Raw genomic sequence first — 15,769 nt, 5'->3', positions numbered from 1 at the left:
GATTTTAAAACCTAAATATAGGCTTTAAAAATTGAAATTTATTATTTGATTATTCTAATTTCAATGCGGCGGTTTTGCGCCATTCCAGCTTTCGTATCATTCGAAGCAATAGGCTTATCTTCGCCATAAGCATTCACTTGTAGGCGTGAAGCGGCAATACCATTTTTCACTAGGAAATTAGCTGCCCCTTGCGCTCTAAAACGAGACGCCTTTAGGTTATTTTTCGATGTGCCAAAGCTATCTGAGTGGCCATCGATACGTACGTTAATCTCCGGGCGAGCGGTCAATGCCGTGACAACTCCGTTTAACTTAACTACGGATTCAGCCGTTAAATCCCAGTTATTATTCGCATACAGAATCGTTACCTCTGCCATGGCTTCTTGATCCGCTTTCAATTTCGCTTCAGCCTCCACTTTAGCTTCTGCCTCCGCTTTTACTTTTGCTTCTGCCTCTGCTTTTGCGACGGCTTCTGCCTTTAATTTTGCCTCCTCTACTACTTTCTTTTCGGCCGCGATTTTAGCTAAACGATCTTGTTCTACCGCTTCAGCCGCCGCTTTGATCGCCGCTTCTTCGCTGGCTTTTGCCGCAGCTAGCGCCGCTTCTTCCTCTGCTTTCTTCTTCGCTGCTTTCCAACCAAAGTGATACACTAGACCAAATGACGTGCTATTATTCGAACCACGTACCGAAGCGACCTTAACTCCAGCCTCTGTAGACTGTGCCATCGGGATCGCTAAATTCGATTGTACGATGATGGAGAAATTTTTCGCTACCTGAACATCAATTCCAAGACCTCCTAAGGCGCTTAATTCATACGCATTCCCTGGGAAACCATAATCGCGGCGAGCAAAGGCATCAGCACCGATTTGGAAGAACGGTTTAAATACAGACGTCTTCTTGCGAGGAATAAGGAAATAGCGCATGTTAGCGCCAGCAGAAATGAATTTATTGTTCCAAACGTCAGGACTAAAGTAATCGCCCTTAAATCCGGCTAGCGTTGTGTAAACAATATCCATGTTCACAGACTTACGTTTCGAATATTGTAAGCCCAAGTGCTGAAAAGCATTGAATTCATCTTTCCCAGTTCCCCGGTTATTCGTCCATAAGTCCGTAGGACCTCCGATAATGACCAAGGTCTTGTCGTTTTCTTGTGCTGTAATGGTTCCGCTAAGTAGCAATAAACCTAGTAAGATTTTCTTCATATTCATTATTTACAATGCTGTGCAATGGCCGCGGCGGCATCCGGATACCCTTTTGCTTGCGATCTTGCGAAACTGGCGCAGGCCTCCGATTTTTTACCTGTGGAGAGCTGAGACATGCCCGCAAAGTACGCCGATTTTCCGGTATTATTCCCGGGGTGTTGTTCGGATTTGGCAAAATAGAACAAACTTTCTGCGAATTTGCGGCCCGCATAATAGCAGATACCCACATTTTCTAGGTGAGAGAAATTACCCGGATCGAGCGCCGAAAGTTCTTTGTACGTGGCAGCCGCTTGCTCGTATTTCCCTTTCACGAAAAGCGCATTTCCTTTCGCTGTCAAGCCTTGTAAATCACGGTTGCCTCCGCGCAACATGTTTTTCGTTGGATTCAAAATCGCCGTGTCCGCCGGGAACTTCTTCAGGGTCTTTTCTAATTGTGCCAAAAGGCTTTTGTCTGCCCCTTGCTTCACTTCAAACATCCCTAACAGGTACTGATTCCATGTTAAGGCGTTGTCATTGTTTACGTCCAAAGAAACCTGCAACGCCCGCTTGATCTCGTTCGTATCCTTGAGTTTCGCAGACGTGAAAATCATATTCTTGTAATAACTGGACGCCCGAGGCCAGGCATCAAAGGCACGTTTCGCATAGAAATGAGCCGAATCCATCTTGTTCAACGAGGCATAAATGGAGGTCCGCAAAAAGTCGTTATAATGCAAGAAAGGATTATCGTTTTCACTTTCTTTCAAAACGCGCAAAGCATCATCGAATCGTTTGTCTCGTATATAATAGCGGGATAACATCGCTTTCATCGGCAAAGTAGACGAAGAAAGGTTCGGAATATCCGGTAGTTTCTCCACCTCAATCGTGGCCATTTTAGGATCTGCGTTTACTTCGCCCATCACGAATTTTTGGATCTTCAAGGACTCAAACGTTTCGTTCGCGATGTAAATGGCAGGGGCTAATAGTGCGACTCCTATGACAAGGTAGGCGATGGGTAAAGCGCGCAGGTTACGGGAGGTTTTATCCAAAGGAATCAAAACCAAGGCCGCCGCCAACGACAGCATCGTCTGCATCGCCGTGCGCTCTGCCGGGAAGTTCAATAGGGCATCGACGCCATAGCAGGTAACCGCTAAAAAGGCAATGATGACCATGAGCTCGTCGCCACGTTTTTGGTTTAAAAACTGCACCGTATAATAGAGCAAAAACAGGAACAATCCGGCAAAACAAAGTCCGCCCACCAGACCTAAATCCGCGAACATTTCGATGAAATCATTGTGCGCGTGGTAGGGCACAAACAATTCATTTGCTCGTTCTCGTTCATACGGAATAGAAGCTAACTTCCAGTTACCATAGCCCGCACCAAAGACCGGGTTTTTTACTGCATAATCTGCAGCGGTTCCCCAGAGGTGAATCCGTGCATTTTGTTCACTAGCAAGATTGATATCGCCGATACGCTTTGTAACAGTACCATATCCCCCCGTCTCGCCACCTTGTCCTGCTACCACTAATTTCAAGCGTAAATTTGCTGTGAATATTGCTAGCACCGCAGGCAACAAAACAAACAATAACGCCGGTTTTAAAGCTGCTCTTTGCTTCCAAATCAGCCCCGTAAAAAACAAGACTATGATTAAGGCAAAGCCCACATAAGTAGAGCGCGTGTTCAACAAAAAGAGGCCGAAAGTACCTAAGAATAACGAGATGATTCCGGCGATTTTACCCAGCCATTTGGCAGACATAATCACATACATCGCAAACGGAATCAGAATCAACAACGTCGCTGCCGTCACGTTCTTGTTTCCGTGGTATTTATTAATTCCTAAGATCGCGCTTTGCAAATCCATCGTGCGGAGATTAGCTGAGAATGATTTCAGAATATAGATAGAATCGAAAAATAAATACGCCGTAATACCATACGCAATTCCCGTGAAAAGAAAGGTGCGGTCTTGCTTATAATACAGAATCGAGAGATTCAAAAAGACGAAATAAGTGGTGATCAATCGGGCCAAAGTCACCAACGTCTCCGTGGGATTAATCGCATACACATACGAGCCAATCGCCCAAAAAACCAACAGCGAAAACACCCACGTAAACTTGAAAGAGAGTATGTGTGAAATCGCCTCCTCGTATACTTTATAGCGTAGCGCGATGTAGGCCACAATTCCTAAGCTCAAAGAGCTCGAATACAACCACTGCGCTCCCATCACGTCCGACCCGCCCATGTCTGGGATGAAGTAGACGGCGAGATAGAGGACGCTGGCTATGATGGCGATGAAGGAGGAGAGGGTGGGTTTCATGGGGTAAATTTAAGAAATAATCATTTTACGCTAATGAAGTAGACATGCTTTTGTAATCTTTTGTGCTGAATTCTGTGGCTAGGCTTGAATCAATAAAAATTATAATGATTGGAATGTGAATGTGACACGCCAGCTGTTGTTCGAACCTACACCATAGTATCCACTGGAATAAGGAATAAGATATCCGATACCGGCAATACCCACATGAATAAGTCTAAATTGAGTACTACTATATGGCACTACATACAATAGTCCACCTTGAGAAAGGTTAGTGATACTACCAGTAGAAGAACTCAACCAAACACCTGGCCAAACCCAAGTACTTGTACCGACATTATCAGAAATGGCGGCTTGCCCAGCTATAGAAGTGTTAAATTGTAAACCGTTAGGTAAAGTGAATAAATAATCGCCCGAACCATTATTAGCTCCAGTACTACTACCTCCGGCTGAATATGTAAGTTGACATTTCCATGTCTTTGACCCCATCTGTTTATAACTATAATCATTTACAGATGTAGTTCCAATGGTTGGAGCTGTTGTCGTCGCATTCCATCCTACACTTTGGATTGTACCAGCACTTGTCCAGTTAGGCTCTCTAAGACTTATCCATGAACTACCATTATAGTAATAAAAATCAGATGGAGCATCTGTCTGATAGATTAATAACCCAGTTGTTGGGCCTGATATAGCTGCTTTTTGAGCTGCAGTCATTCTAGGAATTAAAACACCTTTTGTTGTTGAACTTAAATCTAAGATTGCAGAAGCATCAGGTGAATTCGTTCCAATACCTATCTTGCCAGTTGTGTTGTACACATCGTTTCCATTGAGAACCCAAGGATTGACGATGGCGGAGGAGCCTACTTGCTGAATCGTAGCCCAAGTACTAGAATAATTATTTGCAACTGGAGGGGCATAGGCAGTTACGCTACCAGAAACATTCAACACTCTTAGAAAAACTGTTGTGTTTACAGTAGGTGTATAAAATACAACAGCTTTGTCTTGAGGAGCATCTGTATGAGCATCGCCAGCTTGCATGGTAACTCCTATGCTTGCTCCAGGAAGTTTGGAGTTTAAATTATCAACCCAAGTATAATAGGCATAACCAGAAGAGGATCCGCCCATTGCCGCCTCAAGTTTATAGGTCTTATTTGCTTTTAATTCAAAGCCTCCGCTAGTTAATGTAATACCTGCGCCAGATGAAGTATTGAAATTTATATTTCCAACAGCGGATAAAGTTTGATTAGCAGATAAAGAGGCTTGAATGTAGTCGACGCTTTGGCCTGTTACAGGCGCATTGCCAGAAATGACTTGTGCTTCAAACCAAGGATAAGAACCGGTAGTAGAGAAATCAACAAGTCCACCAACTGTAACTGCTCCACTACTTTGAGAGCTTAGCAATCTAAATGATAATACCGTAGAGACATTTGGGGTAATGATAACCTCTGCTAGACCACCAAAGGCACCAGCATTTGCTGCCCCATCGGTTGGGGAATAACCATTTGTCGCACTGCCAATATAGGACGAAGAAGTTTCATTATACCACATGAACGCGGGTCTGTTACCTGAAAAATTTGGCACAGCAGCCATAAGTCTATAGGTATTCCCGGGAGCTAAAGTGATTTTCCCATTAGTCGTATTTAAGGAGATATCTTGACCTGAAGTATTATCCACAGCAGAAAAACTTACAATTCCACCAACAGCTATGGATGATTGAGATGCGGTCCTCGATCCTCGTAAAAAAGAGGCTGCAAAACTACCGCTACCTCCTGCAGTTGCAATGGTAGCCCAGGCATTTCCATTCCAAAAATAATATCCTGCTGGCAATCCAACATTATCTCCTGTATTATACACTAACAAACCAGTTGCCGGGCTTGCAATTGTAGAATTATCAGAAATACCAGTTAATGTAACTCTTGGTGGCAAAAAGCCTTTGTTGGTTGAACTTACATCCAATTTTGCCGAAGCATGTGGCGTGGTGGTGCCGATGCCGGTTTGGGCAAAAACACTTATTGAGATCAAGAAGAGAAATACTATCTTTTTCAATTTGTCTTTTTTAGAACCCGAGGTAAATAAACGTGTTTACTACTAATTTTCGTGGTGTAATATCAATGGTTTGTTGCGTTACCCCTCCATTAATGCTCGTTGATGTGGCGGTATGATTATGTGGATCAATGACGTGACTGTGATTACCCGCAGAACCAATAATTCCAGTATAAAGATAGCTAGCTCCCGTACCTCGGTCGGTAATGTCTAATAAAGTTTCATTCATTGGATCAGGAACTACTCCTTTTTTAAAGGCAAATGGATTACCATTTGCATATCCTCCTGTTGAACTGGGAACAACATTCACTGGGTGATCGTGAGCTCCTGCACTTTGCATAGTAGCTGTGGTATTACTAACCGTTATTGTAGGTGTGATGTTAGGTAATTGATTTTGAGCAATCGTCCTACTCATGCTTCCCGTTACACTTCCTAAACTACCACTCGATTGCACCAAAACCGCATCTGTTGCATCTGGAAGATTAGCGCCAACTCCAAGTGCCGTTGCTTGTGATTGTTGTGTAGCAGTTAGTGAAGACTTTGACCGCCCATCTAATTTAATCCATCCATTGTGATCAGTAGATTGAATCCCCGTTTTTATATCTCCAAAATTGATGACGGTCATAGGGGCATTTCCAGATATTTTTTTCCAAGTAACGAAAGATCGTCCATCTGTATTTGAATAAACATTATAGGCTCCATTGGATGCCCACGCTTTTATTTTATAGGTTGCACTACCAGTTGTTGTTACCTGATACGCTGCTGTACCTGTTGTAGAAAGAACACCATAACCTGCTAAAATTTCAGAGTTTGAAATTAATGTCCCCGATGCGTCATATAAAGCATATTGTCCAACCATCGTGGTTGATCCTTGAGTTCTAATAACTGGAATAATTTCCCAAGTACCGGCTGAAGGCAATGTAAATGACAATAATTCAACAGGTGTTAAGGAAGTAATTGAAATTGGATTTACCCCTAATATTTGTGAACCAAATTCCGCCGCCACACTCCCACTACCACCAGCAGTTGCAATGGTTGCCCAAGTACCCCCATTCCAAAAATAGTAGCCTGCAGCAAGTCCGGCGTCGCCCTTACAAAAGACTAACAATCCAGTCGCAGGCGAAGGAATAGTCGTTTGATCATAGGCATCAGTTAAAGAAACACGTGGAGGCAAAAAGCCTTTATTGGTCGCATTCACTTCCAATTTTGCAGAAGCATCTGGTGCAGAGGTTCCGATGCCCGTTTGGGCAAACATACTAGTTGTAACTAACAAGAAAAAGAGGAGTAGTCTTTTCATTTTAACTTAGATTCTAATCGTTTCAATCTATTCTCAAATTCAGCATTTTTTGCCTGAACTTCTTTATTCAATTTTTCATTTTCAAGTTTTAGGCTATCCATTTGTTTACTTAATTCTTGGATAGCACCTACACTCAAGGCGGTGATTTGGTCAAAATCAATCGCCCTAAAATCGCTTATTTTCTTTCCATAGACGAATACATTGTCTGTTGCTTCAGTCCATCCTTTAATGGTGAAAGTCTGAGAATCAGTAATCGATTCAACTGTCGAAATGATTTCTTTTTTGCCCTCAGCAAAAAACTTGACTACATCCCCTTTGGCAAAATAGTGAGGCTTTTCTGTCGAAATTCTCAATGCATCCTCCTGAAGAGAAACAGACTTTGCTAAAGCAAAAACCGACGGAATAAAGTCGGTAGATTGGTTCACAAATTGATCATTTACCACTTCTACTTCTTGTGCAATAAATCCTGTTTTGGTTTTATTTCCATTTGCTAATTGATCGATGTAGGCATAATTGACGACTTGAAGTTTATTCAATTCGCTTAAGGTATTTCCCGTATTCAATTTCAAAATATCCTTTTTGATTCTGACATCTGAAATGGCATTGAACTCAGGGCAACGGATTCTTTGATCAGCCATGATGGAATAATAGACATTTGTATTGGCCGTATAAGCACCTTGCGCTTGATTTTGGTTTAAATAGCCATAAACACTGACATATTGTGCCACTGATGATGATACATGCAAGGGAACCTCTGGTGTGGTAGTACCAATTCCCACTCTATTGTCTGTAGTAATGGTAAGTGCGGGTGTAGCCGCATTATTAAAACTCCAGTTATTTTGGAATTTAAATTTGTCGCCATCCGCATTGTCAATTCCCATGGAGTAACCTTTTACTCCGAGTAGATCAAAAGAAAGATAAGGATTACCTCCTCCGCTTCCACCTGTCCTAATCGTCGCGGTTGAATGCGCTGAAGTGGAGGCATTGTTCGTATTTAAAATATATAAGCTAGGACTTGTTGTATTGGATGGATCTGAACCAAAATTGTTCGTATTTTCGATATGTAATGAAGTCCCGGGTGTAGCTGTTCCTAAACCTAATTTCCCATCCGCATTTAGCCACATCCGGTTTGCATTATTGGTGCCAAACGTAAGTGCTCCCGTAGAAAACTGATTCATCAAAGTCAACGTGGTAGAATTAGCCGCAGGATAACCGAAATAACCATATCGCGTACTTGATCCCTGAGGATATAATTCCATGTACGCATGGTCTGAACCCTCCATTCGGAAAATACCTCCATTAGATTTCACATGCAGTTTCACGGCAGGAGTGGTGGTGCCTATGCCTGTTTGGGAAAAAACACTAACCGATATCAATAAGAAAAACACTGTTTTTTTCATAGCACAAATTTAACGGACCCAATACCAAATAATACCTGGATACTGATTTACATCCCCTCCTGTTCCAGCATTACTTATCCATGGCACTGGAGGGTATCCAGAAAAAGTAGAAATTAATGTGCCCCACCAATTACCTGTACCATCACAAATTGTTAATAAACCATACCCAGAACCAGCAGTTGAACTATACCATGGCATTCTTTGTGACAAACCCATATTGTTTGCCACATATTCCCATTTATTGAACTTTTTGTCGACTGTGACATTAGTTTGTGTATTATCTGTATTAACAAAACTATAATTCCCATTGGCCGTCCAAATTCCACCATAGCTTTTTCTATTAGTAGCATCAATCATATATTGAAAACCACTTGCACTTTTTTTAATATAATTTGCCCACCCAACAATAGAATAATTTGATGTAGAAGTGCTTGTAATATCTGCATTGGTTGTAAATGGATTCGAAGAATTTAAGGAAATCGCATTAGCATAATTCCATCCTGCATAAGATGAATTTTTCAATATTAATGTCCATCCACCACCTTCTGTAGTCATGTCTGCATAAATTTTAATTGGGATACCACCATTGATATTTGCATTTTTTATCCAATAAAATCCATCGGGCGAGTTAGGATAATCTTGTTTAATTTGATAAGCACTTGTAGATGCCGACGCGGGACCTAGACCATCTTTCGCAGCACTAAATTTATATCTATACGCCGTAAAATTAGTATTGATTTCCTGTTGCGTTAATTCACGATTATAAATTTTAAAATTGGCGACACCCATATTTATCTTATATCCATCTGAAAGTCTCCACCCAGATATTCTACCTATCCCTGATCCAAAAACTGCATTTGCTGCACTCCAACCAGTCCCTGCAATTTGTGTGCTAAGTGATTGTTGAACTCCATTAATATAAATTTTATTGGAGGTGTAATTACTCCCAGGATACATGACAAATGTATAATGTTGCCAATCGCCCCAATAAGTACTAAAGACAGAAGTATTGATACCATATAAAACACCATTGCCGCAATTAAATCCTAAATGTCCATCACTTGTCCAAACATCATATGTATTGAAACCAAACATCATACCATTCATATTTGAAGCCCCAACATTCGTTACATTCGCCCACATCTCTACAGTTACAGCGGTTGCATTACTTACATTAGCCGTAAAATCTCCATAATTAGTTGTGCCATCAAATGAAAAATACCCCTCGTAAGATGGATAGTATTTATTTGAGCTTAAACTAGCATCGTTTGCATTAAGAGTTAAATCTTTCCAAATAGTTGAGGATCCTGTATAACTACTTGAATTCCCTGCATCTAAATTTAAAACCAATCCAGAATTTGAAAAACAAGTTATAGCTACACTACCATCTCCTGTTGTATTTGGTGTCCCAAATATACTATAGGCAGAACTGGATTTTGTAGCACCACCAGCACCACCACCCGTAGCTCCGCCACCACCTGCACCTCCGCCGCCACCTGCACCGCCGCCGCCGCCAAAAAATCCGCCACCTGCGCCACCACCCCCATTCCAAGTTCCTTCTCCAGTATCTGAGCCTCCAGATCCACCCGAAATATCATTGCCGTTTGTCCCTTTAGTTCCAGGATCATAGGGCTCTCCGGCCAATCCGGGTGCAGTTGTAGTGGCTGCATAGCCATTCTGGTATTTATTATTCTTTATGTAAAGTGGTTCAACAGGTTGATTCCCATTGCTTGATGTTCCGCTAATCGTGTTCCCTGCATTACCTCCTGTATAATCATATCCAGTTGGAGATCCAGCACCACCACCACCTCCACCAGCAACTACTAAAGCATTTGCATTCGCAGGACTTGGGGACGTAAAAACGCCAGACAAGCCTCCGCCTGCTCCACCATAATTTGTTCCATTTCCACCAGTACCCCCAAAACCATATTTAGTAGTAGCTGATTGGCCTGGAAATCCGCCCACTACGATGTATAATGTTTGACCAGGCGTTACATTCAAGGTTGTCGTAATATTTGCTCCTGCACCACCTATTTGCCCTCTGGCACCTGTACCTCCTTTGGCCCCTATTGCACTTACCTGAATACTCGTCACACGATTAGGCACAATGAACTTTTGAATGGCCCCTGAATAGGAAAATACTTGAGTGGTATTTACAAAAGGTTTCCGAAGTGCTAAGTTTTGAAAATTAATTTGCGCATTCGACAAAATCGCAAGGCTCAATAAAAATGATAAAAAAAGATATTTACGCATGGCTAATAGATGCTATCCCCAAAAACAAACCCATTTGTAGTAGTATTCATTACTAACCCTATAATACTATTTGTTGCTCTTGTTGTGAGTCCGTTTGCCGAGTTTAATGTTACACCTGTCCCTTGGACAAAAATGACTTGACCTACGCCGCCTTGTATTACTTGACATGAAAAACCAACTGGTAAATTATTTGGTACCGTAACATTAATGCTAGTGGTTGATGTAATCAGAAATATCTTATTGTTATCAGTGGCTGCTAAAGAAAACGAAGAAGGGGAAGTAGTCTTACTATTATCAATAATTAATCCATTCGCAATTGCTATCCAACTAGTTCCGTTATAATAATAATACCCTGGAACTACCTTATAAGGATCCGTTGTAGTAGTTGCAGTATTGTAAACTAACAATCCTGTTGCCGGGGTAATAGAAGATCCTGCAGAATTTTTAATTGTTGTATTATCATTAGTTCCGGTTAGTGCAATGCGAGGGGGTAAAAATCCTTTATCGGAAGCAAATACATCCAGCTTCGCGGAAGCATTGGGCGTGGTGGTGCCTATTCCCGTTTGGGCCAAGGCACTTAAAGAAATGAATAAAAAAAATAGAATCTTTCTCATATTTTACCGCACATAAATTTCTACCCTAGCTTGTCGATTAATCCCCGTAGTTCCGCAACAATTCATTTGGTCCCCTGCAGAATAATTCAAGCCCGTTGAAAGCACTCCTGTCATACCTATCCCACCAGAAACGTCATTTGATGTTTCTTCCCCATTTGGGAAAACCGCAAGTGGATTATTTTCATTCCAAGCAAAACCCCACCTTACTTTTGCTGTGGGCGTACTGGCTAAGTTTTGATAATTAAATCCATAAAATTTAATAGAGGTTTGCGCACTAAAAATACTACTACTATATCCTGAATATGTAGTAGCATCTTTAATAAATAATCTATTAACTGTGTTGAAAAAATTAATAGGCGTGATTCTTACACCATTGTTAAAACTATTTTGCAGCCAAGACCATCCATAACTTGAAGCTAAACTAAGACTACCGCCTACTGTCGTTATATCTGGCCAAAGCGCCAACATATCTTTGGCGGCATAATAATTCATCGTATTAAATTTAGCATTCACATTATTCCGACTATTGTCTGAAGTCGATAAAGTAGTTGTGGTAGTCCAATGTGTACTCCCATATTGAAATTCAGTACCTGTAGTTGCTTTCATCATCATCATCCATCCACCACCATCAACTGCACTATTTAAAATACAATAAATCTGCGTAGGCCCCACAACAGGCAAATTAATCCAATATACTCCGTCATTATAATTGCCAAATGTCGATTGAATATATTTAGCATTAGGAGCAGCTTTTGCAGCGGTAGACCCGTCCATATCAGGACTCGAGACTAGTTCCTGTACATTCTGTGCCCAATTTGTAGTATAACCAGAGGCTGTAGTAGCTGCTTGCGAGGGTGATTTCCAATAAAAGCGTAAGCCGTAGCCTCCTGCTCCTTGTTGCATACGAATTTCAAAGGAATACTTTTGGCCTGCTGATAGGGTTATATTACCGATATGTGTGCCTAAAGCTGGAACTGCTTGACCTAAATAAGTCGAAATGACCGCAGTCCCATTAATGGTTAAATCACTGGCATCATCCGATTCTAAGGTAAAAGTGTAATTACCAGATACTTCAGGAATAAATGTACCCTGCACTTTCAGCGCAAAATAAGTACCGCTATTAGGCAAAGAAATGCCTAAGGGAGTTAATTCGGCGGCAGATTGCCAATCTAATATTCTAGGGGAATTCGTCCTGCCTGTTGTTATTAAAGAGGAATTAGAATTAGTAGTATTAAAAAATTTATCCATTTCTGCCCTACTTGAAGCCACAACGGGGTATTGATTTGTCAAACCGCTTCCTCCACCAGTACTGTAAATCCAATAATCTAATTGAACTTTTGGCTGGTTTTGCACACCTTGAAAGGGCGCAATAAATTGAGCCTCGGATAAAAAGCATTTTATGAGAAAGAAAATAAGGAGTAAAGCTCTCATATTAATTCGTCATATCGCCAGAGGCAACATATTTATTAGCATCCGTACAAACCAACGTTAGAATGGAATACTGGCCCGCTGTTTTAGTAAAGTTATAGCGGTTATAGATATTCGTAGTCGTGCCATTGATGGCCAAAGTAACTTGTCCTGCCCCTTTTTGCAAGACCATGCAGTTAAACCCTACAAAGAAATAAGGGACATTTAAAGTAATGGCGCCGGCATTATTTAGGGTTATGATTTTACCATTATCCGCACTGGTTAACGTGTAAGAGGTCCCCGTTTGGTCGTTCGTTAATCCGGTCGATGTATTAGAAGCAATAAAATTAATCCAAGCTGAACCATTCCAAAAATAGTAGCCCGGGACTACGTTGTTAGGTGCGGTACCTGCGATGGCGGTATTGTAAACAATTAGGCCCGTCGCATTCGCTGCTATTCCTGCTAAAGGGGAGAACGAATTAGTCGCTGTTAAAGCAACACGAGGAGGCAAAAAACCTAAAGTGGATGAACTGACATCTAGTTTGGCTGATGTATTAGGCGAGTTCGTCCCTATACCCGTTTGGGCCAACGCACCAAAAGAAATCAATAAAAAGAAGACTATTTTTTTCATGTTATCGAATCCAAATTTGATGAAGTGTGTGGTTTTGATATCCTGTTCCTCCGTTTCCCGCGGGAAAATCATCTACTTCCCATCTATAATAGATAGGGTTAGCCGTGCCCACCACAGAGCCACCTTTAATACCCCAATGATAAGTACCCCCGAGCCAAAAGGGGAAATTAGTCATCGCTAGATTTCCTTCGTTAGAGAAAAAACTTGTAGCACTTCCCGGTAAATAGGAAACCGGATTCCCTGGCAGTGGTGTAGAATTTGTTGCGATACCAGACATGCTTCCTGTTCCCGTTTTAAAATAATCGATGGTGCCGGCATGTGATGTCTTAAAATTCAATATTCTATTATGGCCTGAGGTTATTCCATAAAACCGCAATTCCGTAAAGATAAAACTACTTAAATAACTATTTGAAACATGGCCCCAGTAAGAAGTACTATTTTCATCTGTACCTAATGCCGTTGAGCCTTGAAGCGGAAGAGAATTTGTCCTAACATTTAATGCTGGATTAGTTCCTCCAGCATGTAAATAGTTCAATACCAAAGTCCAGCCCCCGCCATCGGTAGTCATATCACAATAGCACGAAGTAGCCGGAAGTGAACCTGACGTTCCATCTGGATCAATCGTATAAACGCCAGAAATGGCGGCTGGAAAGTTAGTTATGATATCCCTACACGATTTTAAGACATTTTCTCGTAATAAAATTCCAAGGCGCATAGAGGCGTGATTAGAAACATTAATTGGTGTGACGCGTACATATCGCGCAAACATGACTTTGGGAAAATTGATTTTTACCTTCGTATTTGCATCCATATTCAAGGCTTGATCAGCGATAACCGTTACCCAGCTGCTACCGTCTGTACTAACATCTATTTTAGCACTAGTAACCCATTGATTTGAATTATACCGTCCTTGTGTTACTATACCTTGAACCCATTGAGGGCTTTTAAGATCATATTGCAAATAGTCCGTTTTATTATTTGCGGTACCCGCGGACCAACCTTGACCTGAATCAATCCAAGGGGTATAATGTAATACACCAAATGCATCACCAGCCCAAACAAAAGGAGAATACCAATTAGCTTCTAAGCTTAATGATTCCGTAGGTGGACTTGAGTTCAAGTTTGTTGAGGGTAACCATTTACTTGAAGTGCCCGAAAGCACTAATTTACCTGAACCTGCAAATGTGATCTTATTTGAATAAACATTTGTTGCAGTAGGGATAGTGATTGTATGACCTGTTAATACATTAGCCGTACCCGTTAAATCTTTAGGACTTGTCCAAGTAGCTGTATTATTAAAGTTACCTGATCCTGCGCTATTTGTAGAGGTTTGAGCTAATAAGGCTCCTACTTGCATTAAAAGAAAAAGCACCAATAATCGTTTCATGGCTGTCTATTTTTTCTTTCTTTTTAACTTCTTTACTTGGGATTTTAAGCTATCGATTTGCTTTTGTTGCTCTTTAATAGCCTCCACTAAAAGGGCTACTACCTTATCGTATTTCACCGAGCGGTATTCCTCAGGGGTCTTATCTTTTGCTACAACTTCAGGAAGCACTTTTTCTACTTCTTGTGCAATAAAACCTAGTTCTGTTTTTTCTGAAAAATCTCTAGTCGGAAAAGCTTTTTGATCCCAATTAAAATATACACCACGTAATGATTTGACTTTGTCCAAAGCGTTTTCAACAGGCCGAATATTCGTTTTAAAACGCAGGTCAGAGGAACCCGCAATGGAGTTTGCTATGATATCTCCATTCACTTGTAATTTAACAGTAGGACTGGGAACCCCTATACCTACAAACCCTCCATCTTTAATCGTTAGCCCATAATCTTCTCCAGAATTATTTGGAAAGAATCTGAGTCTAGGGTTGTTGTTATTTGAAACTTGGTCAATTACCCATGTTTGAGCTGCACTTGGTGAGGTAGTAATGGGTGCTGGTTTTAAATTAATTTCAGCTCCCTCTTCACCTGTTCCTGTCGTTGTAGGATTTAGGACCAAAAAACCTGGAACCGATCCTGTACTAGAACCGATTTCTAAGGTTCCAGCTGGCGACACATTTCCAATACCAACACTTCCTCCAAGTGGATTGATAATTAAAGAATAGTTTGTACCGTACGTTTTGTTACGTGACTGTATCCAGGAATAGTTGCTACTGCTACTTAAGCCAAAATCCAATACATGGGCAGCAGATACGCCACTCAATCGTAAATTTCCATTGGCCGCAGAACCAGTTGTTGCCGGATTAGCAGTAGCCGTTTCCACTTGTAATTTATTCACAGGCGTAGTCGTCCCTATGCCCGTTTGGGCAAAGGAATAAAACGATACCAATAAAAGGAAAACTACTTTTTTCAATCTATTTCTTTTTTGCTGGCGCTACTACCGGAGCCGGAGCCGCCACCACGCTATCTAAGCGGGCATTGCGCGCCATGTCTTTTTGTAAACTATCGATCGAAGCGATGATGAATTTCACTTGCGAGTGGGGTAAGTTGCTTTGGTCCGCAATCGCCTTAATGGAATTCAAATTGTTCCAGTGGTAATTCACAGTAGGTTCCGCGATGCGCATCGAGATGAATTTATCAGCGACGAAAGAGAATAAGGCCAAAGCCCCAGCAAGCATTAAGATGTTTTTCATGTTGTTG

At 41.4% G+C, this 15,769-nt stretch carries 12 protein-coding genes; all 12 read right to left on the bottom strand.

What is annotated here, in order from left to right; translation table 11 throughout:
- Nucleotides 1–41: 41 nt before the first annotated feature.
- The 12 genes from SKC37_RS07790 to SKC37_RS07735 all read right to left on the bottom strand — a co-directional run bounded on the left by SKC37_RS07790 (nt 42) and on the right by SKC37_RS07735 (nt 15,762).
- On the bottom strand, nt 42–1,199 hold the full coding sequence (locus tag SKC37_RS07790) for an OmpA family protein (RefSeq protein WP_377980935.1): 1,158 nt from the start codon (nt 1,197–1,199) through the stop codon (nt 42–44).
- Between the two features lie 5 nt (nt 1,200–1,204).
- Entirely contained in the window at nt 1,205–3,490 is a 2,286-nt protein-coding gene (locus SKC37_RS07785; protein ID WP_377980934.1) for an O-antigen ligase family protein, read from the bottom strand.
- 99 nt (nt 3,491–3,589) lie between these two features.
- The gene (locus SKC37_RS07780; protein WP_377980933.1) at nt 3,590–5,533 is read right to left on the bottom strand and encodes a hypothetical protein; all 1,944 of its coding nucleotides are present in this window, start codon (nt 5,531–5,533) and stop codon (nt 3,590–3,592) included.
- 10 nt (nt 5,534–5,543) lie between these two features.
- Entirely contained in the window at nt 5,544–6,827 is a 1,284-nt protein-coding gene (locus SKC37_RS07775) for a hypothetical protein (protein ID WP_377980932.1), read from the bottom strand.
- Nucleotides 6,824–8,227 (bottom strand): tail fiber domain-containing protein, encoded by a 1,404-nt coding sequence (locus SKC37_RS07770; protein ID WP_377980931.1) that lies wholly within the window; start codon nt 8,225–8,227, stop codon nt 6,824–6,826. The genes SKC37_RS07775 and SKC37_RS07770 overlap by 4 nt, the downstream gene beginning before the upstream one ends.
- A 9-nt stretch (nt 8,228–8,236) precedes the next feature.
- Nucleotides 8,237–10,480 carry a fibrinogen-like YCDxxxxGGGW domain-containing protein gene (locus tag SKC37_RS07765; RefSeq protein ID WP_377980930.1) on the bottom strand — a complete coding sequence of 748 codons (2,244 nt, stop codon included), beginning with the start codon at nt 10,478–10,480 and terminating at the stop codon, nt 8,237–8,239.
- 2 nt (nt 10,481–10,482) lie between these two features.
- Entirely contained in the window at nt 10,483–11,094 is a 612-nt protein-coding gene (locus SKC37_RS07760) for a hypothetical protein (RefSeq protein ID WP_377980929.1), read from the bottom strand.
- Between the two features lie 3 nt (nt 11,095–11,097).
- The gene (locus SKC37_RS07755; RefSeq protein ID WP_377980928.1) at nt 11,098–12,447 is read right to left on the bottom strand and encodes a PA14 domain-containing protein; all 1,350 of its coding nucleotides are present in this window, start codon (nt 12,445–12,447) and stop codon (nt 11,098–11,100) included.
- A 79-nt stretch (nt 12,448–12,526) separates the two neighbouring features.
- Complete coding sequence (locus SKC37_RS07750) at nt 12,527–13,132, bottom strand: hypothetical protein (RefSeq protein WP_377980927.1); 606 nt, start codon at nt 13,130–13,132, stop codon at nt 12,527–12,529.
- A 1-nt stretch (nt 13,133) separates the two neighbouring features.
- Nucleotides 13,134–14,519 (bottom strand): discoidin domain-containing protein, encoded by a 1,386-nt coding sequence (locus SKC37_RS07745; protein ID WP_377980926.1) that lies wholly within the window; start codon nt 14,517–14,519, stop codon nt 13,134–13,136.
- A 6-nt stretch (nt 14,520–14,525) separates the two neighbouring features.
- Complete coding sequence (locus SKC37_RS07740) at nt 14,526–15,482, bottom strand: tail fiber domain-containing protein (protein WP_377980925.1); 957 nt, start codon at nt 15,480–15,482, stop codon at nt 14,526–14,528.
- 1 nt (nt 15,483) lies between these two features.
- Nucleotides 15,484–15,762, bottom strand: a complete 279-nt coding sequence (locus SKC37_RS07735; protein ID WP_377980924.1) for a hypothetical protein — start codon at nt 15,760–15,762, stop codon at nt 15,484–15,486.
- Nucleotides 15,763–15,769 lie beyond the last annotated feature (7 nt).

Origin of the sequence: Aquirufa esocilacus (genome assembly GCF_042715595.1) — a bacterium.
In the GTDB taxonomy this organism is placed as follows: Bacteria; Bacteroidota; Bacteroidia; order Cytophagales; family Spirosomataceae; genus Aquirufa; species Aquirufa esocilacus.
This window is presented reverse-complemented; position numbering and strand designations above follow the sequence as displayed.